This is a genomic window from Mangrovimonas sp. sgz306409 (genome assembly GCF_059735265.1).
In genome coordinates, this window is the sequence record NZ_JCAPEU010000002.1 from 192,291 (window position 1) to 214,249 (window position 21,959).

Sequence of the window (21,959 nt, forward strand, 5' to 3'; positions counted from 1 at the left end):
AAGTTAGTTTTTTATGTCCTGCAAAAATAAAGTTTTAGGAAGGGCTTTAAAGGTTTTAAAGTCATTTTCGCTAGGGTGGCCCTTGTAGGGCATATAATGATGGTCGGTTCGGGCATTCCTCCAGAACAATACCCATGCAATGCCAGTATTTTCAATGGCTGGGTACAATACTTCGGTAAACCAATTTGGGGAGGATAAGGTTTCTAGGCCAGTTTCGGTAAAAGCATATAGTTTTCCTTTTTGTGAGGCGATATTTTTTACGATTTTTAAATCATTCACAACTGATTTTATATAATCTTCCGAATTTTTAAAGTCGTAAATGTCAATTCCCAATATGTCCACATAATTGTCGCCGGGGTAGTATTTAAGGTAATCGTCTGTAGGGTTAAGTTTGTTTGGGGAATAGGCATAAAGCAGGTTGTGAACTTCGTGTTTGTCTCTCAAAAGTTCAAGAGTTTCTATCCAAAGCGTTTTGTAATCTTCGGCGCTACAGTTTCCTTCTCCCCACCAAAACCAAGAGCCGTTCATTTCGTGGAACGGTCTAAAAATGACAGGAACCATTTCGGTTTCAGTTTTAAGTGATTTCATGAAATCGGCCACTCTGGAAACCCAAAGTTCGTAGGTGTCCCTATGGTTACCTCCTTTGATGATGTCTTTAACGGCGGATGTTTTATCCCAAGAATTTCCTCCGGAAGTGGGATTGTCCAAATGCCAGCTTATGGTAATAATACCTCCTTTTTTATGAGCATCAATGATTAGGTCTCTCATTAATTTAAAAGGTACCGAATCCAGGTTTCTGTCGTTGCCAAGCTCAAGGTGGCCTATGTCAAAACCATAAACGGCGGGATAATCTCCACAGACCTCATAAACGTCACTTTTTATGGTTGTAGGGTTTTGTTCGTAAAGCCATCCTAATCCATAAGAAGTAGCATCTTGGTGTCCTATTGCGAAGCCTTTTTTGGAAGAGGCTTCCAATTTTTGATAAAGATTTTTTACACTTTTTGATACTTTTTTGTCAGAAAGTTGCAATTCTGGAGCTTTTTTCTGTTGGGCTTGTGCACAAGCGAAGTTGAGAGCTAAAAATAGAATTGCAAATTTCTTTGTGAATGCATTTTTATTAATGATAATCTGCATTTTTTGTGACTCGATTTAGTTATTTGATATTTTTATGCGATATAATTGTAAAATATCTATTTTTGTTAAGTAAAATTTACAGTATTCAAAATTAAACATACAGCTAACATATTCATGATATTATTTTATCAATATGTTACAATATAATTGCAAATTAAATGGACATACTTAAAAAGGTGCATCGCGAGATTACGCCCTTATCTCCAGAAGATAGCTTCTTAGTGTTTGACAGAATCAAGAATGATTTTGATTTTCCTATTCATTTCCATCCAGAGTACGAGCTCAATTTTATCAGTAATGGTAAGGGGGTGAAACGTGTTGTTGGGGATAGTGTAGAGGTTATTGACGATGTAGAGTTGGTGCTGGTTGGGCCTAATCTACATCACGGTTGGTTGACTCATGATTGTAAAAGTGAAGCTATTCATGAGGTGACTATTCAGTTTCATGAAAACCTTTTAAACAAGGAGTTGTTGTCCAGAAAAATAATGAAGTCCATTAAGGATATGTTTGAGAGATCCATCCATGGAATCCTGTTTTCCAAAAAGACGGCTGCCGAAATTGGGGAGCGTCTGGGGCAGGTGTCTAAATTGGATGGGATGGACTATTTTTTGGAGTTGGTATCTATTCTTCACGATCTCGCCAACTCTAGAAATCAAAGGCTTTTGTCGACCTATACTGTGAATCGAGACAATTTTGAGAATAGTGATAAAATCAAAATTGTATATGAGTTTGTGCAGGATAATTTTGAAAAGAAAATTTCCCTTTCGGAAGTGGCGGAATTGGTGAATATGAGCAATGTGTCTTTTAACCGTTTTATGAAAAAGAGAACCGGGAAAACCTTTGTGGATTATGTGAATGATGTTAGGATTGGCTATGCCTCGATGTGGCTTTTGGAGAAGGATATGAGCATTTCCGAAATCGCATTTAATTCAGGGTTTAACAACATTGCGAATTTTAATAGGGTGTTCAAAAAACTTAAAAATTGTACGCCAAGTCAATATAAAAACGAATTCTCAGGTATTAAACGGATTCTGTAAGAAAGGGATGAAAGTTAAAGTGGAGGTGTATGGTGTGATTTTGTTTTAGTGTCTTGTTGCTGTTTAAGTTGTTGTGGGTTAGCTTTTTGTGCTATTTAAAGTAGGTTTAGCTTAATTATTTTAGCTATAGGTGAAATATTTTATAGGTAAATGACAAAATAATATTAACAGTAGCTTAACATTTGAGCTAAATTTGAATATGATAAAAAACTCATTAATTATTTGTATTAATATCAATTATAAGGCATTTAAAATTAAAATTACTTAAATATACTGTACTAACACTTTAACAACATGCGAAAATTTGATCTGAAAAACATTTATAGGTGTACAAAATATTGTTACGCCTTTTTGTTCTTTTTTCTGGCGGGACAATTTGCCTTTGCACAATCTCAAGTCACTGGAACAGTCAGTGATGAAAATGGGATGGCGCTGCCAGGGGTGAACATTTTGGTGAAGGGCACAACGGTTGGGGCTGTTACAGATTTTGATGGGAACTATGCAATTAATGTCAAGCAAAATGCGACCTTAGTTTTTAGTTACCTAGGATTTGTGACGCAGGAAGTTCCTGTAGGAGGAAGGACTGTTGTGAATGTTACCCTTAAAGAAAACTTGGAGAGTCTTCAGGAAGTTGTGGTCATTGGTTATGGATCACAATTGAAGGAGGACCTCAGTGGATCTGTGGCAACTGTAGATACGGAAGCGATCCAGAACATGCCACAAGTGAGTGTGGACCAGTTGATTCAAGGTCGCGCTTCTGGGGTGAACGTTACTCTCAACTCTGGTCAGCCAGGTAGTGCGGTGTCCGTAAGGATTCGTGGGGTGAATACCATTTCTGGATCTGGTGAGCCGTTGTATATTATTGATGGCGTGCCAATTTCTGGGGATACCAACAATATTGCTACTAGTGGGCGTTCTATTGCCGATAACAATATTGGTCAGGGAGATGGTGCTACAGACGTAAGTCCATTGGCGGCACTGAATCCAAATGATATTGAAACGTTGAACGTTTTAAAGGATGCTTCCGCAACCGCTATCTACGGTTCTAGAGGAGCGAATGGGGTAGTAATCATTACCACTAAAAGTGGGAAAAACAAAAAGGGATCGCTTAAGTACAATACTTTTATGGCTATCCAGCGTCCTACCAATTTTATTGACGTTATGAACTTGCAGCAATATGCAAGATTGCAAAATGAAATTGGGACTATTTATGGATTGAATCTTCAGCCTGAGTTTGCTAATCCAAGTTTGTTGGGAGAAGGTACCAATTGGCAAAGTGCCATTTTTGATGATGCCTTAATGCAAAGTCACGAGTTGTCTTTTTCAGGAGGAAGCGATACAATGAATTACTTCTTGTCTGCTGGATTCTTGGATCAAGAAGGAACGGTGATCGGTTCTGGGTTTGACAGGATCAATATTCGCTCTAACATATCGGCTAAAGTAACCGACAAAATTACGGTTGGAGCTAACTTGACTGCCAGTAGAACCAATGACAAATTAACATTGAACAACGCGACAAACGGGATTGTTTTCTTATCTTTAATGAACAACCCTGCTACCGCGGTCTATAATCCGGATGGGTCTTTTGCAGGTCCTGATGCTGATGACGACTACAAAAACGAGAATCCTATTGCAAAGGCCTTAAGTCTTAAAAATACTTTGACTCGTAACCGTCTTTTTGGAAATATGTTTGCTGATATCCAATTAGGAAATAAAATTACCTATAGGGCTGAATTTGGTGGGGACTTTGGTTTTAATTTAAGTGACCGATTCCAGCCTACTTTCACATATGGTGAAATTACTGGAGGGGAGAGTTCCTTGAATGTAAGAAGAGAAAATAACGATTTTTGGATTGTTAAAAACTTGGTGACTTATAATGATCGTTTTAATGACAAGCATGATTTAACAGTGTTATTAGGGCAAGAAGCTCAGGAGTCCAAATGGGAAGGTGTCATTGGAAGCGATGGGGATTTCGTGAGTAACGATGTGCCTATTTTGGGTACTGGTGATGCCAATGATAACAACGAGCAATATAAAGGTAGCGCCGCTTTGTCTTCTTTCTTTGGAAGGGTGATTTATTCCTTCGATAGTCGTTACAATGTAACGGCTTCCTTAAGAGCGGATGGGTCTTCAAAATTTGCGGATGGCAAAAAATGGGGGTATTTCCCATCTATTTCGGGATCTTGGAGATTGTCCAATGAAAACTTTATGAACGATTTTAATGCCATACAAAATATCAAGTTATATGGAGGTTATGGAGAGGTAGGTAATCAGGCCATTCCAAACTTTGCCTATGGAGCAAGATTGAATACCATATCCACAGGCTTGGGAACTGGTTTTGAATTTGCCAATTTTGCCAACGAAGATTTAAAATGGGAATCTTCACAACAAACCAACTTTGGTTTGGACTTCTCATTGTTTGATTCTCGTTTCGGGGCAACAGTTGAAGTGTACAACAAGGTATCTAAGGATTTCTTGTACCAATTGGCGGTTACTGATTTTGTCACTGGTGGTAATTCTCCTGGATCCATTGGAGCTCCTTGGGTAAACCTTGGGGAAATGCAAAATAAAGGGGTTGATGTTACCTTAAGTTATAAAACTATTGGAAGCGGGGATTTTTCATATAATTCCTCTTTAACGTTTTCGAAGTATGAAAACAGAGTGAACGAACTTTTGGGTGATTTGACCATTTACGGTACGGTTACCATGAACACTTCCAACCAGATTATTACTATTACCGAGGTAGGTGAGCCAATCGGGATGTTTTACGGATACCAAGTGGAAGGAATGTTTAGAACCGTAGAAGATATGGAAGGGGCTCCAATACAATTTGGACGTCCTTTTGAAGACGCTTTATTCTCTACTACTTGGTTAGGAGACTTGAAGTTTAAGGATGTAAATGGTGATGGCGTGATTGATACTAACGATAGAACGGTGATTGGTAATCCGCACCCAGACTTTACATTTGGATTCCAAAACTCATTCAACTATAAAAACTTAGATCTTTCCATTTTCATGCAAGGATCTTATGGAAATGATGTGTTTAATGCTGTGGCAAGAAACTTAACTGCAGGTAATGCAACACATACCAACCAGTCGCCTTCAGTTTTGGATTATTGGTCAATAGACAATCCAAATGCAAGTTCTCCAAGACTGGCTAGAAATGATACCCCAAACATTAATATTTCCGATCGTTATATCGAAGACGGGTCTTATTTGAGAATTCAAAACGTGACCCTTGGGTATACTTTACCACATGATGTAACAAAATCTGTAGGTATTAACCGATTGAGATGTTATGGAATGATCCAAAACCTTTACACCTTCACCAACTACTCGGGATACGATCCAGAAGTTGGGGTGTATAACCAAAATGCGCTACTTATGGGAGTGGACAACGGACGTTACCCAACCCCAAGGATTTTTACGCTAGGATTTAATTTAGAATTTTAAAAACATCAGCTATGAATACATATACAAACAGACTATTTAAAACGAAACTTGTAGCCGTGTTAACGGTGGTGTTGGGCTTGTCGTCCTGTACGGGAGATTTCTTGGATAGGCCACCGGAGGATTCATATAACGTTGATGAATTTTATCAAACTACAGAGCAGGTCAATGCAGCAACTAATGCACTTTACACAAGGCCTTGGTACAATTTTGTGACCAATGTGTCCTGGTGTATTGGAGAGATCAGTTCTGGGAACGGACGTACTTGGGACCCTAGAAATGGGGACTTTATGAATTTTGCCATCACAGGTGAGCATGGAACTTTAACCCAAGCTTGGGAGTCCTTATATGCGGTGGTTGCACAAAGTAATGCTGTAATTAACACCTTGCCAGAAAAAGTAGCGGCAGATGTTCCGGTAGATGTAGTTAATAATGCCTTAGGAGAAGCTCGCGTAATTAGAGCTGCCGCTTATTTTTACCTGGTAAGAATTTTTGGGTCTATTCCAATTATTGCTGATAATAACGAATATGTTTTGGAGCCTGTGGTACCACGTAATCCAGAATCTGATGTGTATGAGTTCATCAAAAGAGATTTGGAGTTTGCCATCGACAATTGTTATGAAAAAGTAAGAGGTTCCAACTATGATGCCAATGCTAAAGTGTCTAGCGGATCTGCTAAAGCCTTATTGGCAAAGGTGTATTTATACGAGCAAAACTATACCATGGCTTATCAATTGGCGAGCGAAGTGATTAATTCAGGTGAATTTAAACTTTATGGAGGCGATGCTGAAGATGGGGACCCTGCAGGAAGCTACTACGATCTGTTTCTAACGGCAAATGACAATAATCCAGAATCTATCATTGCCTTACAATGGACCAACACAGGAGTGTGGGCCGAAGGGAATGGATTGCAATCCTTGTTTGCGCCAGCTGGTGTAACGGGATTCTCCGATGGATGGTCTGCAGTAGGGCCTTCAATAGACTTGCAGCAGGCTTATGAGGATACGGAATTGGATGAGAGATATTATGCTACAATTATGGCTCCAGGGGCCTATTATCCAGATTTAAATGATGGATATACAGTTTCCGAAAATATCAGTCACCAAGGAACCAATGCTGGCGTTAAAAAATATGTGGTAGGTAATGCTGCAACCAACGGTGGTGGTGCCGCGCAAAGTTATCCGAACAACACCTATATTTTACGTTATGGAGAGTTGTTGTTAATTCATGCTGAAGCGGCTTTAAGCGGAGGTGGCTCTACAGCCGATGGCATTGCGTCCTTCAATAAGGTGAGACGTAGAGCTGGATTGGCAGATAAGCCAAATCCAACTTTGGATGATGTGTTCAATGAAAGACGAATTGAGTTGGCTTATGAGTCTGAATTTTGGTACGATGTAGTAAGACGTGGGCCAAATTTCGCTTTGAATTTCTTAAGCAATACCGAAAGAGGTACTTATAACAATGATACTGATCCACCTTCTGTTTGGTCGGAAACTTATATAGCAACAATGGATGATTTGTTGTTCCCATATCCAAACAACGAGATTGAGAATAACCCAGCCCTATTGGAGCCACCGGTACCTTACGATTTTGAATAAAAAGAAGACTATGAAAACAATGCATATAAACTTACAGAAGGCAAGATGGTTTATGGTAATGATAATTGCAGCATTACAGTTAACATCTTGTGAAAATGACTTTAAAGACGCTCCCACGCCTGATGCTTCAAAGCCACCAGTGATTACTAGTGTGAGTGAAGTAACGGAAGACGTTGCCGTAACTCAAGGAGTTTTGGAGGGCACTTATATTATTAGAGGAAACTATTTAGGTAGCTTGCTCAAAGTATACTTTAACGGATATCAATCAGGATTTAATCCAGCATTGGTCACAGATAATGTTGCGTTTGTTACTATTCCAGAACAAGCACCTTATGTAAACCAGCCAAATATTTTGCGTTTGGAAACCTTGGGTGGTTCTGTTGAATACGATTTTTCCTTGTTAACTATTACAGACTTTACAGAGGAAACTGTAGACGGTGTAAAATTGGTACACCTAATGGGAGGTGATTTCACTGATACAGATACGGTAACCTTTGTAAGCGGTTCCGAGGAAAATGGAAACCTTGTAGAGTTGGAAGCAGAAATAGTGTCTATTACTCCTGAAGTGGTTACTGTAAAAGTTCCGGATGGTGTGGAACAAGCCTATATTTATTTGGCAACTACCAGAGGCGCTGTGGCCAGATCGGATTCTTACGGATTTTCATATTCCATTTATATAGATGATCTGCATCCAGATTGGACGGTTGGAGAATGGGGCGGAACCCATGATTTGTATTCTACAGAGCATGCTATCGGGCAATATTCTATCAAGTGTATTAGAGAGGCTTGGTCTGGATTTACTTTCTGGGTGCCAAATATTCCTTTCAATCAGTTTGATGCCATTACCGTATCGGTATATGGTACTGGAGCGTCTGGAGACACTGTAACCTTGGCAATCAATGATTTTGATGGCGCCGCAACGCACCAACCTATCCAATTGATTCCAGGAGAGTGGAACAAAGTGGTGATTCCGTTGTCAGATTTCTATCCAAACGGAGCGCCAAGTACAATTTTCAGATTGGATTTCCAAGAGTCATCCAACACTGGATTGGCTGAGTATATTTTTTATATCGATGATTTTGGATTCCTATAATTCATTGTCGGTATTATAATCAACTAAAACATATTAATTAAAAAGAATTATAATGAAAGTATCCAAAATATATAACACGTTCTTGTTTGTGGCCTTGGCATGCTTTACGGCATGTAAGGACGACGATGACCAGTTTCCTAGTTTGGGGAATGATCCAAGGAGTATTTCTGAAGTAATTTCTGAAACTCCAGACTTATCGTTATTGAACGACGCCTTGGCGCAAGCAGGTTTGGATGAAACCTTGGGAACGACATCTACCTATACCGTTTTTGCCCCAAATAACTCGGCCTTTGGAAATATCGATACGTCTTCATTGACGGAGGAAGAATTGGAAAATGCTTTGCTCAACCATGTCATTAGTACAGTGACTCCAGATTTCACCACTACAATGACAACTGGATACAGGAGCACAATGGCAACGGGACCAGATGGTCATAACTTGAGTTTTTTCACGAATGCCAATGCCGAATTGATGTTCAATGGAGTGGCTTCTCTAGTTGATGGTGCTTACGACATAGGAACTACTAATGGGGTACTTCATACCGTGGATGCCGTGTTGTTGCCTCCTACTGTAGTTGATCATGTTGCTGCAAACCCTGAGTATTCTTCTTTGGCGGAAGCTATTGAGTTGGCAGGCTTGGGAGAGGCGTTGTCGGAATCGGATCCTGAAAATGAAAACTATCCATTTACCGTATTTGCGCCAACTAATGAGGCCTTTGAAAGCTTGTTGGCTCAACTTAACGGTGCTTTTGGATGGACTTCATTGAGTGATGTGCCTGTAGAAATATTGCAGGAAATACTGTTGTATCATGTAGTTGCTGGAGAGAATATATTAAGTGAAGAAGTGAATGGAACTACGCCAACAACGATGCAAGGAGAAACATTCGCTATTAATGATAATTTAATCGATGATGCTTCTTATGATAATGGTGAAATCGTTCTGACCGATGTGCAAGCTGTAAACGGTATGGTACATGGCGTGAATAAAGTGTTGATTCCGAATTCCATATTTCAATCGGTGTTGAGTGCAACTTTGAATATTGTAGAGCGTTGCAACGACAGAGGGTTTACGTCATTTACTTCGGCTGTTGAAATGGTGGGCTTGACTGAAACCTTAACTACAGATGAACTAACAGTTTTTGCACCTAATAATGATGCTTTCTTGGCCTTGTTTGCTATTGCAGGTAACTTTGAAAGTTTAGATGATTTTGATACTCCTGAAGAATTAGCAGTATTGACAGATATTGTTAATTACCATTTGCATGTAGGAACATTAATGTCCAGTGAGTTTGTGGATGGTGGGGATATTAGTACGATTTACGGAGATGTTATTTCGGTAGATTTAAGTGGGGATGATCCTAGATTGTTGCCAACTTTTGAGGCTGCAATCCCTTCTTTGGTCGTAAATACAAATATTGGTGCTACTAACGGGATAGTGCATGAAATAAATAGAATTTTGGTTCCTGATGCCTTAACGAGTGCTCTAGGAATTGAAACGGGAGAAAGTGGCCTATGTCCTGTTGGGGATCCAGAATTGGTATTCTTCGATTGGGATGCTAATGGTCCTTGGTGGGGTAATGTAAATGCTGAAAATGATGCTTCCCTAAGCATCGATGGGTCTAGCTATGGTAGGGCTAACTTCCAAACTGGAGGCACTGGATGGCAGGATTTATTCTGGAGAAACGGGTCTACTTTAAATGGTCAAAATGTCGTTGGAAGTAACGTGAATGATTACGTATTGAAATTCGATTTGAGAACCATAGAGCCACTTTCAGCTGGAATGTTCAGAATTCGTTTCCATGATGGAGATGGTGTGGATGCCTTTTACAACTGGCAGCCATGGGTGGACACAGGTGAGCCTTTAGAGACGGATGGATGGGAAACCATTGAAATTCCTTTATCTGTTTTGGGAGTTCCGGATTTTAGTTTAGTAGATCAAGAATTTGGAATGGCCTTTGAAGGTGCCGATGTCTTATTGAACTTCGCTATAGATAATGTCCGTTTTGATACTGCTGGTTGTGGTGGTGTCGATCCTGTAGATGATACCGATTTGGTATTCTTCGATTGGGATGCCAATGGTCCTTGGTGGGGTAATGTAAATGCCGAAAACGATGCGGCTATTAGTTTGGACGGTTCCAGCTACGGAAGAGCCAATTTCCAAACAGGCGGTACCGGATGGCAAGATCTTTTCTGGAGAAACGGTTCCACATTGAACGGACAAAATACTGTGGCTGACAATATCAGTGACTATGTTTTGAAATTCGATATCATGACCATTGAACCGCTTACAGCGGGAATGTTCAGGATTCGTTTTCATGATGGTGACGGAGTGGATGCCTTCTATAATTGGCAGCCGTGGGCCGATACTGGAGAAGATTTTGATACCGATGGCAGCTGGACTACAGTCACTATTCCTTGTTCTGTCCTGGGAGTGCCAGATTTCAGTTTGATTGACCAGGAATTTGGAATGGCTTTCGAAGGAGCCGATGTCTTGTTGAATTTCGCCATAGACAATGTGCGTTTTGAAGCTCAGTAAATTGATTAATAACACTTATTTGAATTAGTTTTTTTATTCCCTGTAAAATACCTTTGCAGGGAATATTTTTTAAAATATTTATACTTATGAAAAAGATTTTTGCCCTTATTTTGCTTTTTGTCACCGTACAGATCCAAGCCCAAAAGTTTGACGGTTTGGCAGAAACACCTCCAATGGGGTGGAACAGTTGGAATACCTTTGGGACCAATATCAATGAGCAATTGGTAAAGGATATTGCAGATAAATTTGTAGAGCTTGGTTTGAAGGATGCAGGTTACGAATATATTGTGCTTGATGATGGTTGGATGGCCAAAGAGCGCGATGAAAATGGAAATTTGGTGCCAGACCCAGTGAAATTTCCAAATGGAATGAAAGCCGTTGCGGACTATGTGCATTCCAAAGGTTTGAAATTTGGATTGTACAATTGTGCAGGGGCACAAACCTGTGCGGGATATCCTGGAAGTAGAGGGTACGAGTATCAAGATGCCAGAAGTTATGCCTCTTGGGATGTAGACTATTTAAAATACGATTGGTGCAACACAGAAAAATTAAATGCCGAAGGAGCCTATATGACTATGCGTGACGCATTAAAGGCTGCAGGCAGGCCTGTTGTATTCAGTATTTGTGAATGGGGCGATAATGAGCCTTGGAAATGGGCTAAAGATATCGGACATTTGTGGCGTGTTACAGGTGATATCATCAACTGTTGGGATTGTGAGGTAGGACATGGTTCTTGGTCTTCATGGGGAATCTGGAAAATCATTGATATGCGTAAGGACATTCGCGGTGCTGCAGGCCCTGGTCATTGGAATGATTTGGATATGATGGAGGTTGGAAACGGAATGACCGATGCAGAAGACAGAAGTCATTTTGCCATGTGGAGCATCATGACCTCTCCGTTAATTATGGGGAACGATTTGAGAAGTGCTTCCAAGGAAACCATAAAAACGCTTTCCAATAAGGAGGTCGTTGCTATTAATCAGGATGAATTGGGAATCCAAGGGTTCCGATTTACTAATGAAAATGGTACCGAAATTTGGTTGAAACCTTTGGCTAACAATGCTTGGGCCATGGTTTTTGTCAATATGAAGAACGAGGAGGTAGAAATTGATTTTGATTTTGCCAAGCATGATATTGGAGATGATGTTCACGGTAGAATGTTAGAGCCAAAACACAATGTCTATAGCATTAGAGATTTGTTCAATCACAAGAATTTGGGAGATACTTCAAAAAGCATGAAAGCTAAAATTGGGGTTCACGATGTTCTGATGATTAAACTTGAAAAAAAATAATCACGAATAAAAAGATTTAGTAAATTTAAACCATGGGTACAAAAATAACGCTAAAGGATTTAGCGAAAATATTGAATGTGTCGGTATCAACGGTTTCGAAGGCCTTAAATGACAATCCTGAAATCAGTGTTGAAACCAGGACGAAAATTAAGGAGCTGGCGGAGTCGTATAGATATGTCCCGAACAACATAGCTCAGAGTTTAAAATCTAAATCGACCAAAACTATTGGAGTGGTAATTCCGGCAATCTTGCTGGAATTTTTCTGTAAAGTACTTTATGGTATCGAGAAGGAAGCCACTGCGCGAGGTTACAAGATCATTATCTGTTTGTCCAATGAACTTCAGAAGAAGGAAAGTGAAAGTATAGATACTTTTATTAACGGAAGTGTGGATGGTATTATTCTGTCGTTGGCAGAAGAAACCCAGAAAACAAAGAATTACTCGCATTTTTATAAGAGTATGAACTATAACCTGCCTATGGTTATGTTTGATAGAGTCTCTGATGAAATTGAATGCGATAAGGTAACTGTTGATGATTTTCATGGAGCTTATAATGCAGCAAAATTTCTATATGAAACTGGATGTAGAAATATTGTATTTGTAAATCCTATTCCAACTATTAGTGTTGGGCAAGCTCGTGAAAGTGGGTATTTGGAAGCTTTGGATGAGTTGAAAATTGAACCAAAAATCCTTCATGTAGAAAACTATAATACCATTGAAAGAGAACTTACGGAATTTTTGAAAAACCATAAAGTAGACGCTATTTTGGCTGCCGACGAATATTCTGCTGTGTTGTCTTTGAACGTAGCCAGATTGAATGATTATAAGATTCCTGATCAAATATCGGTCATTGGTTTTACAAACGGTCTTATGGCGGAGCATTCCATTCCTTCTTTAACGGTAGTAAGCCAACACGCCGAGCAAATTGGAAGAGAGTCTGTAAAAGCGTTACTGAATAAAATAACAGGTCAGACTACGGAGACAACGCATCATGTTGTAGAAACTACAATTATCCATAGAAATTCTACAAAAAAACTAGCTTAGAATATTTTGAAATAAAATTAACTTCAGGGTTACTTGTTTAATACTTGTAACTCTGAAGTTTCCTTTTAAAATAGGTTCCATGCCTTGATGGGGTGTAATTGTCGTCTGTAAATAACCGTGGCGCCCATTCTTTGTCAAACACCCAAATCATATAAGATATTTCTTTATCGTCGCAATAATTGGTTATGGCATCACCATAGCTTTCATCGCTAATAACGGGTTGATGAGCTCCTGGATCTTCCGGGCCGCAAAAACCGATTTCGGTGAGTATTAATGGATATTTGGCTTTTACAAATCCCCAATCTGCTGTCCACTGCTTTTCCCAAGGCTTTTCTCTTTTTTGAGGATAAGGATGGCTTACATAGGCAATGCCTTCAACGTCCAAAGGTGTATCTTTAACAGGGGTTAGGTCGTAGGCCCAATTAAATCCAGCTACCAAGGGAATCCCTTTTCCGCCATTGGCACGGATAATGGTAATCATCTCTTTGTTGAATTCAAACCATTGCTCCCAAGTAATAGTGCCGAGTTCATGGTTGTATGTAGTTGGCTCATTAAATAACTCGTAAAAGGCTACTGTTGGATTATTGCCATAACGCTTGGCAATCTTCCTCCAAAAATCATAGGTTTCTTTAGGAGATGTATCATAAATATCCGATTGATACATTTCGGTTCTAAGATTTCCAATGCTATGCCAATCGATAATAACGTACATCCCCAAGTCTCCGGCCCATTTAATGCCTTCATCCAAAAGTTTCAAGTAGTTCTCGTGTCCACGTTCGTTCCATCGTGGAGGATGCACCGGGAATCTCACTAGATTGGCCCCCCAATTTTTAATCTCCTGAAAATAACTTTTGTTCCAATAACCATCTTTTTTTAGTTTGTCAGGATCACTAGTGTTTAGTCCTCTAAATATGATAGTATCGCCTGTTTCGGTTACAAAGCTATTACCTTTAACTGCAATGCGAGACATTTTGGATTGGGCATTTAAGTTTAGGGTGAGGAAAAGCAGTGCGATAATTGTGAAAGGTTTGATAGTCATTTTTATGGATGTATAATATTGAATATTCTATTAGCAAGTTAGGGTTTTTGCGCGAAAAGCGAACGTATTATTTTGTCAAAGACTGCTATGATATTTCCTATAATTAACATTTATTTGTAGTCTTAAGATTACTTGAATGTATTTCGTCGAATAAATTGATGTGTTTATCGTGTATATTTTATCCGTTACATCATTTGATTATATCTTAGCTATACTTCTTTAAGCCCCAAACACTTATCGAGGTGATTTTAATTCATTGAATCTTATTTTGAGTAACTAAATTTTATTCCCTCAACTAGTTACGATTTGCACAGAAATGTGTATTTGTTAATCCATTCCTCCCTCCAATGGCATTTAACGATGCGTTGTTAATAGTAATTTAATAAACCCAAATATTAACTATTGTTCAACCAAAAAATAAGAATCATGAAAGCCCTAAAAATTACATTATTATTGTTAGCCGTATTAGTATTAACTGTATCTGGACAACGCAGCGATATTAGCAACGATAATACACCTACCTATAAAGAATACAACAATAAAAACTTATTGGCTCACGAGAGGTCTTTAGGAAAACTAAAAACCAACGGATAAACATATTTCTCCCTGTATAGTTTGTAAAAGCCTTTTGTCAAATGTTGATAAAGGGCTTTTTGTTGTTACATAAGTTCAAAATCTGTATTCATTTTCTTAATAATTATTCTAAATTTGAGAATAGATTGTAACAATTGGTATTTTGATAAGGCCCTTTCTTTTTGTTTTTGTCTTTCTATTCTCTCATCCATTTTTTTCTCAGGATAGTAAGAATTCTTCTGTTTTGGATAGCATTATTAAATTAAGGGCAATGTCCCAAGATGAAGAATTCTCTTTGGAGGAAAGGTTGGATTTTGCTTTAAAGTCTTCGCTGATGGCCAAGCAAATGGGGGTGGATTCTACCATATTGGCCAGTGACAGGAAATTGTCCTTGATGTATTTTGAAAGGGAACAATATGATGACTATGTCAAGATCAATCAACGAAATGTAAAACTGGCTGAAAAACTAAGGGATACTTCTGCAATGGGAGTAGCTAGTTCTAATTTAGGATATTTCTATCATTACAATAAGCAGATTGATAGCGCCTATTATTACCTCTATAAATCTTTAGACTATGCTCTCGCTTTGAAGGATAGGACTGGACAGGCTGATATTTTGTCCAGTATAGCTGATATACAGGTGGGAGAGAAGGATTATATGAGTGGAGAGGAGAATGCTATTAAGGCTATTAAGCTTTTGGAAAAGCAACCTAAAAGTGAATATAATCTTGGAAATCAATGGATGCTTACCAATTTGATAGGGATAGTCTCCAATAAATTGCAACACTATGATAAATCTATTGAACACTATGATCGTGCTATAGATATTGCAGATAGAATGGAGGACGGTTTTGTTGAAAGATGTATTTCTGTGAATAATAAGGCTTTTGTTTATAGAAAAAAGGGAGATTTTGAAACAGCCTTGGAATTATATGAAGGTCTAATGCCTTACAAGAAGGAGTATGAAGATTACGATCCATCTTTTTATGCGCTTATCGTGGACAACATTGCTTATACTAAATTAGAAGCGGGACGTACGGATTATGATTCTATGGAAGCCATGTTTAAGGAGGCGTACAGAATTTCAGATAGTTTGGAGGATCCAACTACTAAGCAGGCAGTATGTTTGGATATTTCAAAGTTTTATGTAGAATTAAAGCAAAAGGACTCCGCTTTGGTTTATGCCAATGAGGCGCGAAAATTGAGTAAAGAAACCTCTTCTAACGAAATATATTTGGATGCTCTAATGGTGCTTTCCCAACTGAAGGAAGGTGATTCAGGTAAAGTGTATTTGAATGAACATATTAAATTGGGCGATAGTCTACTCAATGTAGAGCGTAATGTACGTAACAAATTTGCGCGAATAGAATTTGAAACCGATCTTATAGAACAGGAAAACCACAGGATTTCGCGAGAGCGATTTTGGTTGTTTGTAGTGTCTTTGGTGTTGTTGTTTACGCTTTTTCTGTTGTATGTTATCGCCACCCAAAGGGCTAAAAATAAGGAGTTGAGGTTTAAGCAGGATCAGCAAAAGGCCAATGAGGACATCTATAATCTCATGTTGTCACAACAGGATAAGGTTGAAGAAGCTAGAGCCCACGAAAAGAAGCGTATTTCAGAAGAATTGCATGACGGTATTTTAGGGCGTTTGTTTGGCACTAGACTTAGTCTGGATAGTTTGAGCTTTAGTGAAGGGAAAGAGGCAGCCAAAAGCAGGATAGGGTACATTTCAGAACTCAAGAAAATAGAAGAGGACATTCGGAAGATTTCACACGACTTAAACACCGATTTCGTTTCAGGTTCTGGATTTATGGATATTGTGGGGGAACTTGTGGAAAAACAGGCCAATGCCTATCAATTGAAATATACCTTTAATTATACCGACGATATTAATTGGGAAAACGTACCCAATAAAACCAAAATCAATATTTACAGAGTGATTCAGGAGTCACTTCAAAATATTTATAAGCATGCTCAAGCCCAATTGGTGAAAATCAACGTAGATTTAAAAGATGATGTCATTATGTTGTCGCTTAAGGATGATGGAAAGGGCTTTGACGTCAACAAAAGCCGAAAGGGAATAGGCTTAAAAAATATTAATTCCAGAGTGGCAGAAATTGAAGGAAAGTTGAGTATAGATTCAGCTCCAAATCAGGGAACAATAATTACAATAGAAATTCCATATATAAATTAAAACTATGATGCAGCAGATAAATATCTTAATGGTAGACGATCACCCAATGATTATTGAGGGCTATCAAAACACCTTAATGGCCACTAAAAATGATGATCAAGTACTTTTAATTGATACTGCAAACAACTGCGATACTGCCAATGAATTGTTACAACGGGGATCGAAAGAACGTCCTTATGACGTCTGTTTTTTTGATATCAGTTTGCCTAGTTCGGCCGATGGTGCTATTTCTTCCGGTGAAGACTTGGCAAAAATAGCTCGCGATATCATGCCGCATTCCAAGATCATCATTCTTACCATGTTTAACGAATCTTATCGCATTCATAATATTATAAAGGCTGTGGAGCCTGATGGGTTTTTGATAAAAAGCGACTTGACTTCTATGGAATTGGCCGAGGCCTTTCAACATATATTGGTGTCTCCTCCCTATTACAGTAGTACGGTAAATAACTACCTTAAAAAATCGGTGACCAGTGATATCTATATAGATGATATCAACCGAAAGATATTACACTTATTATCACAAGGAATCAAGACCAGGAGTTTAAAGGAGTATATCGACTTGTCCATGAGTGCCATTGAAAAGCGAAAAAAGCAAATGAAATTGTTGTTTTCAGTGGAAGATGGTAAGGACGAAACCCTTTTAAAGGAAGCGCGTGATAAAGGATTTTTATAAAAATGTACTTTTTTTTGACTTTTTGATGGTTTCAAAAAATGCGAGAGGCCTTTCGTATTCTGGGTTTTACGGTTTTTCCGCATCAAGTTTGAGGTTTTTCCGCAGTTTTAAAAAGAAACCCTAACATATATTTGTATCAGTCAACAGAATTAATTAATCCCTCTAAGTAATTTGTTGAATTGATAGCAAAGAACTTAAGCCTGACAACCTACGTCAGGCTTATTTGTTTTTAGGAAATTAGGTTTCCCCAATTGTCAATGAGCTTTGCAATAAACAGACCTAAGTAAACAAGGGAGATTACAAACTTCATAAAGGTAGATGCCAAAAAGCCTAAAAAGGAGCCCCAAGCCGCTTTCATGGCGGTGTCAAAGGAACTTTTGTTAAATAGTTCTCCTATTAAGGCTCCTATAAATGGCCCGACGATAATACCAAATGGTCCAAGAAAAATTAGTCCTACAATAAGTCCGATAGTGGTTCCAATAATTCCCGCTTTACTACCTCCGTATCGTTTGGTGCCCACTGCAGGAATGATATAATCCAAAATCATAATGCCAACGGCAATAATAAAAGTGATCACCAAAAAGGTTTGGGTTACCGGGATGCTATTGGTGATGCCAATCAATAATAAACCTATCCAGCTTAACAGAGGTCCTGGCAGTACGGGAAGGAAGCTTCCCAAAATTCCGAGAAGCATACAGAAAGCTGAAATAAAAATCAAAAATATGTCCATGAAGTAATTTAAAATTTAATTGTTTGACGTCTTTACGATCTTAAAGTTACAGTTGTGAAACTTTAAATCCGGTGTATTGAAGAATAATTTGTGAATTTTGATATTGATATTTAGAGAGTTAAGAGCTGTGTTGCTTGTGATTTTAAGAAGCGATGATATTCCTGATTTTATTTGTATATTATTGAAACGATTGAAGTAGTATAATTGTATTTTAAATCCCTGAAAAAATTGTACTTTTCGTGTTCATTAATATATAAATGAAGCACTTATTACTAGTTTTTTGTGTTGTTTTGTTATCGTCCTGTAACTATTTTGAGCAAAAAAAGATGTCTTCGGATGAGCTTTTGGAAGAAGAGTTGCAAACGTTTAATTGGAAGGATGTAGACGAGTACCCTACATTTGCTTCCTGTGATTCCTCATCGGGGAAATATGTGAAAAAACAGTGTTTTGAACAAACGCTTCAAAACATTGTGGCTACGCAATTGTCTAAACAACACATTATAGTTTCACAAGATGTATCGGATACCATTCTACTGAAAATTACCATAGACAATAAGGGGCAATTCACCATTAATGACATCAGTTATAAACCGTTGACTGGACAACAAATTCCAAAGTTAGATAGTTTATTGCGTCATAGTTTCGATTCCTTGCCAAAAATATATCCCGCCATCAAAAGAAGCCAACAAGTGGCGACGCAGTTTAGCTTGCCAATTGTGGTGAATATTCAATAAGAAGTACCTAAAGTTTAAGTTTGTATCCTAGTGTAAAATCTGTAGAAAAGTGCTTGCCGTTTTCCAATCTTATCGCGGCAAGATTGTTGAAGCCAAACATGATGTAACTGCTGTTGGAAATGCGATAATCGGCTCCAATTCCAAAAATAAAAGGTGCATCAAAAATGGTTTCTTTGTAATTTTCACTCACAACAATATTATTTTCGTCGGTATAGGTGTCGACTCTGTTTGAAAGATTTAGTGTTGCAAATTTCACATCGGCATAGATGTCAAGCCTTTTGAATTTAAGAGCCCTAAAGCGGTATCCCAAAGAAATTTCGGTAGTGCGATATTCAAAATCCTTGTTTTCAAAAGTATGTCGAAATTGCAAAAATCCAGAATGTCTCTGTTTTTCGGCATTTGTAATTACTTCCAATTCGGCACCCAAAACCGAAGAGGTGTAATTCTCGGGGTTGTAGATAAAAGGGCTATTGGTAATGCCTCCAAACACACCAAGGCGCAATTCTGGTTGGGCTTTGATATCCTTTGATTGGTAAGACGAATCAGACGAGCTATTATAACTGTCTACAAATTTTTTCAGGCTAGGTAGGGTGAGGTTCACATTTTTTGTGGACATGCCAGAACCTTGCGTTGCTTCCTGAAGAGTGGTTTTGTATTCGTTTTGATATTTTCGGGTATCTGGATTTTTGGTGTTTTTCAGTTCAACAATATTGTTGTCAGTGGTTCTTATAAAATAGCGGTAAGTACCGTTGTCTATGGCCCAGAGTAAATCAAGTGTACCTTCAATTTCTGTTTTGAGTTCCAAAGTTTCTCCATTAACGGTGTACGAGTTTTGGGAATAAATAAGACTGCTAACCAACAGACAAATAATAAGAAGTGCTTGTTTCATTGGGTTGATACTTAATATTGGAGTAAAGCTAGTAAAAATAAACTACAGTCACCTATTTTTTGTAGGAGCGACCTTTCCATTTGTATCCTTTAAAAATGGAATTTACGGCCACGTAGACACTGAAAAATGGATATAAAAAACTGGCTGGGACATAGGTGCCTAAATATTGTTCCTGTTCAAAAAAACGGGAGGCTTTAAAAATGAGTAGGAAATCAATGCAGAATTTTAAGGTGAACAGATATACAAGCGTTCTTAAGGAGGCAATATCCATAATCCAAAACAGTAATAGACAAACCAAAATGGCATTCATAGCAAAAACCGACAATGCTGTAATTTTTGAAAAGTAGCCTGAATATTTCGATGTTTTTGCAGCCCACCTGATGCGTTGCGAAATTAAGAGTTTGAAACTTTTTTCGGCTGTTGTGGTTACCATAGCACCAGTGCTTTTCAAGTAATGCACATGATCCAAACCTGTTTTGGTAGCTTTCTCAAGCATAAAAATATCATCGCCACTGGCAATACCGTTGTTGCCTTCAAAACCATTAAGAGTGTGGAAAAGGTCTTTTTTGTAGGCCAAATTGGCGCCGTTACAAAGAAAGGGTTTGCCAATGCCAAAACCACCAATGGTAGCCCCTTGAAGGCTCAAAATGTCCAAAAGTTGAAATCTGTCCAAAAAGGAGGTTACATGATGATAGGAAACAGGTCCGACAATAAAATTTGTATTGTTGGTTTGGATAAAACCGTCAAAACAATCCAACCAATATTTTGGTACTATACAATCGGCATCAGTGGTAACAATCCATTCGTTTTTTGCCAAGCCTATGGCTGTGGAAATGGCATCTTTTTTAGGTGAATTTGAGCTGCGATGGTTCGGAATCACTTTAAAATTAACCTGTTTTCCTGAAAAATAGGTTTCAATAATGCTAACAGAATCATCGGTGGATTCATCGTTTACAAAGATGATTTCAAAAAGAGATTCAGGGTAATTTAGATTGCCAAATGATTTTAAAAGTTTGGGCAAGTTTTGGGTTTCATTCCTGAAGGGAATGATTATAGAAAATTGTGTTTTAGGACTGTTGTCCTGAAGGTGAAAATCGGGAACCTTGTCAAAACCTACAATAAGTTTTGCAATGATGATCAAATATACCACGCCAATAAAAAGGACAATAAAGGTCATAGGGAATATTCGGTTTTGGGTTGTTTGAAAATCAGCACAAAATAACTGCCAATGATGGCTGGAATTGCTAAGTTAAGAATCCACATTAAGGTTGTGATAGTTATAATGGGTAGTTCGGGTACTCCCAATAATCCAAATAGATAAACTGCAACACCACCTTTAATTACTACATCAAGAATGGTAAAACTTGGAATGATGGAGGCTAGTAGATACATGCTCGATACTACTATCATGGCATTTTCAAATGACAATGAAATCCCAAATAGAGAAAGTAACCAATACCATTGAAAGGAAAAGCTAGCATATCTTAGAAATGAAAGTCCTAAGGTTTTTAAGAATACTAATTTTGGAAGCTCTCTTAAAAACTGTAGTGTTTTGCTTTGCTTGGGTGTTGTCAATTTTTTTAAACCGATCAACAAAGCTAAAACGCAACCAACAAGTATTACGAGAGGTAGTGGCCATTTTAGGTTGTTCATAGCTAAAGGTAGATCGTATAAGATTGCAAAGAAGTACAATCCAATGGCACCAAAAACAGTCGTAATACACATTTGACTCAAGTTTCCTATAAGATTTAAGGCCATTATGCGTTTACGTAATGAAGGAGCAAAATAAATGGCTTTGGCTCCATATTCGCCAATACGGTTAGGAGTAAGCAATGAGGCCGCTAAAGAACCTAAGGTTTGTTCTGCTGAAGCTTTGGCTGAAATAGGTTGAATAGAACTGGCCAAACCTTGCCATTTGTAGATTCCAAACAACCAGTTACA

The 21,959-nt window shown here is 38.3% G+C and carries 17 protein-coding genes; 11 read left to right on the forward strand and 6 right to left on the reverse strand.

What is annotated here, in order from left to right:
- Nucleotides 1–3 precede the first annotated feature (3 nt).
- Nucleotides 4–1,134 carry a glycoside hydrolase family 26 protein gene (locus tag AC6I5C_RS04255; RefSeq protein WP_497904080.1) on the reverse strand — a complete coding sequence of 377 codons (1,131 nt, stop codon included), beginning with the start codon at nt 1,132–1,134 and terminating at the stop codon, nt 4–6.
- A gap of 158 nt (nt 1,135–1,292) precedes the next feature.
- Here AC6I5C_RS04255 and AC6I5C_RS04260 point away from each other — a divergent pair, with 158 nt between their 5' ends.
- From AC6I5C_RS04260 to AC6I5C_RS04290, 7 genes are all read left to right on the forward strand, one after another.
- Entirely contained in the window at nt 1,293–2,171 is an 879-nt protein-coding gene (locus AC6I5C_RS04260; protein ID WP_076662404.1) for an AraC family transcriptional regulator, read from the forward strand.
- A gap of 351 nt (nt 2,172–2,522) precedes the next feature.
- The gene (locus AC6I5C_RS04265) at nt 2,523–5,624 is read left to right on the forward strand and encodes a SusC/RagA family TonB-linked outer membrane protein (protein WP_497904081.1); all 3,102 of its coding nucleotides are present in this window, start codon (nt 2,523–2,525) and stop codon (nt 5,622–5,624) included.
- 11 nt (nt 5,625–5,635) lie between these two features.
- A complete protein-coding gene (locus tag AC6I5C_RS04270) occupies nt 5,636–7,219 on the forward strand; it encodes a RagB/SusD family nutrient uptake outer membrane protein (protein ID WP_497904082.1) in 1,584 nt (527 codons plus the stop codon).
- Nucleotides 7,220–7,229: 10 nt separating this feature from the next.
- Nucleotides 7,230–8,312, forward strand: a complete 1,083-nt coding sequence (locus tag AC6I5C_RS04275) for a CIA30 family protein (protein WP_497904083.1) — start codon at nt 7,230–7,232, stop codon at nt 8,310–8,312.
- Nucleotides 8,313–8,364: 52 nt separating this feature from the next.
- Entirely contained in the window at nt 8,365–10,848 is a 2,484-nt protein-coding gene (locus tag AC6I5C_RS04280) for a glycan-binding surface protein (RefSeq protein ID WP_497904084.1), read from the forward strand.
- An 86-nt stretch (nt 10,849–10,934) separates the two neighbouring features.
- Complete coding sequence (locus AC6I5C_RS04285; RefSeq protein WP_497904085.1) at nt 10,935–12,140, forward strand: glycoside hydrolase family 27 protein; 1,206 nt, start codon at nt 10,935–10,937, stop codon at nt 12,138–12,140.
- A 32-nt stretch (nt 12,141–12,172) separates the two neighbouring features.
- The gene (locus AC6I5C_RS04290) at nt 12,173–13,183 is read left to right on the forward strand and encodes a LacI family DNA-binding transcriptional regulator (protein ID WP_497904086.1); all 1,011 of its coding nucleotides are present in this window, start codon (nt 12,173–12,175) and stop codon (nt 13,181–13,183) included.
- Nucleotides 13,184–13,220: 37 nt separating this feature from the next.
- On the opposite strand, the gene AC6I5C_RS04295 is transcribed toward AC6I5C_RS04290, so the two are convergent.
- Nucleotides 13,221–14,222, reverse strand: coding sequence for a glycoside hydrolase family 5 protein (locus tag AC6I5C_RS04295; protein WP_497904087.1), 1,002 nt, complete (start codon nt 14,220–14,222; stop codon nt 13,221–13,223).
- Nucleotides 14,223–14,648: 426 nt separating this feature from the next.
- Between AC6I5C_RS04295 and AC6I5C_RS04300 the strand changes: the two genes are divergently transcribed.
- From AC6I5C_RS04300 to AC6I5C_RS04310, 3 genes are all read left to right on the forward strand, one after another.
- Nucleotides 14,649–14,816, forward strand: a complete 168-nt coding sequence (locus AC6I5C_RS04300; RefSeq protein WP_157503100.1) for a hypothetical protein — start codon at nt 14,649–14,651, stop codon at nt 14,814–14,816.
- Between the two features lie 250 nt (nt 14,817–15,066).
- Nucleotides 15,067–16,989, forward strand: a complete 1,923-nt coding sequence (locus AC6I5C_RS04305; RefSeq protein ID WP_497904088.1) for a tetratricopeptide repeat-containing sensor histidine kinase — start codon at nt 15,067–15,069, stop codon at nt 16,987–16,989.
- Between the two features lie 4 nt (nt 16,990–16,993).
- Entirely contained in the window at nt 16,994–17,665 is a 672-nt protein-coding gene (locus AC6I5C_RS04310; protein ID WP_497904089.1) for a response regulator, read from the forward strand.
- Nucleotides 17,666–17,894: 229 nt separating this feature from the next.
- On the opposite strand, the gene AC6I5C_RS04315 is transcribed toward AC6I5C_RS04310, so the two are convergent.
- Entirely contained in the window at nt 17,895–18,395 is a 501-nt protein-coding gene (locus AC6I5C_RS04315) for a DUF456 domain-containing protein (protein WP_497904090.1), read from the reverse strand.
- 257 nt (nt 18,396–18,652) lie between these two features.
- Here AC6I5C_RS04315 and AC6I5C_RS04320 point away from each other — a divergent pair, with 257 nt between their 5' ends.
- The gene (locus AC6I5C_RS04320; protein ID WP_497904091.1) at nt 18,653–19,129 is read left to right on the forward strand and encodes a hypothetical protein; all 477 of its coding nucleotides are present in this window, start codon (nt 18,653–18,655) and stop codon (nt 19,127–19,129) included.
- 7 nt (nt 19,130–19,136) lie between these two features.
- Here AC6I5C_RS04320 and AC6I5C_RS04325 read toward each other — a convergent pair whose 3' ends face one another.
- From AC6I5C_RS04325 to AC6I5C_RS04335, 3 genes are read right to left on the reverse strand one after another with little or no spacing between them, the layout of a single operon-like run.
- Nucleotides 19,137–20,018, reverse strand: a complete 882-nt coding sequence (locus AC6I5C_RS04325; RefSeq protein WP_497904092.1) for a hypothetical protein — start codon at nt 20,016–20,018, stop codon at nt 19,137–19,139.
- Nucleotides 20,019–20,070: 52 nt separating this feature from the next.
- Nucleotides 20,071–21,195, reverse strand: coding sequence for a glycosyltransferase family 2 protein (locus tag AC6I5C_RS04330; protein WP_497904093.1), 1,125 nt, complete (start codon nt 21,193–21,195; stop codon nt 20,071–20,073).
- Nucleotides 21,192–21,923: a hypothetical protein gene (locus AC6I5C_RS04335; RefSeq protein WP_497904094.1), complete on the reverse strand. Its 732-nt coding sequence runs from the start codon at nt 21,921–21,923 to the stop codon at nt 21,192–21,194. The genes AC6I5C_RS04330 and AC6I5C_RS04335 overlap by 4 nt, the downstream gene beginning before the upstream one ends.
- Nucleotides 21,924–21,959 lie beyond the last annotated feature (36 nt).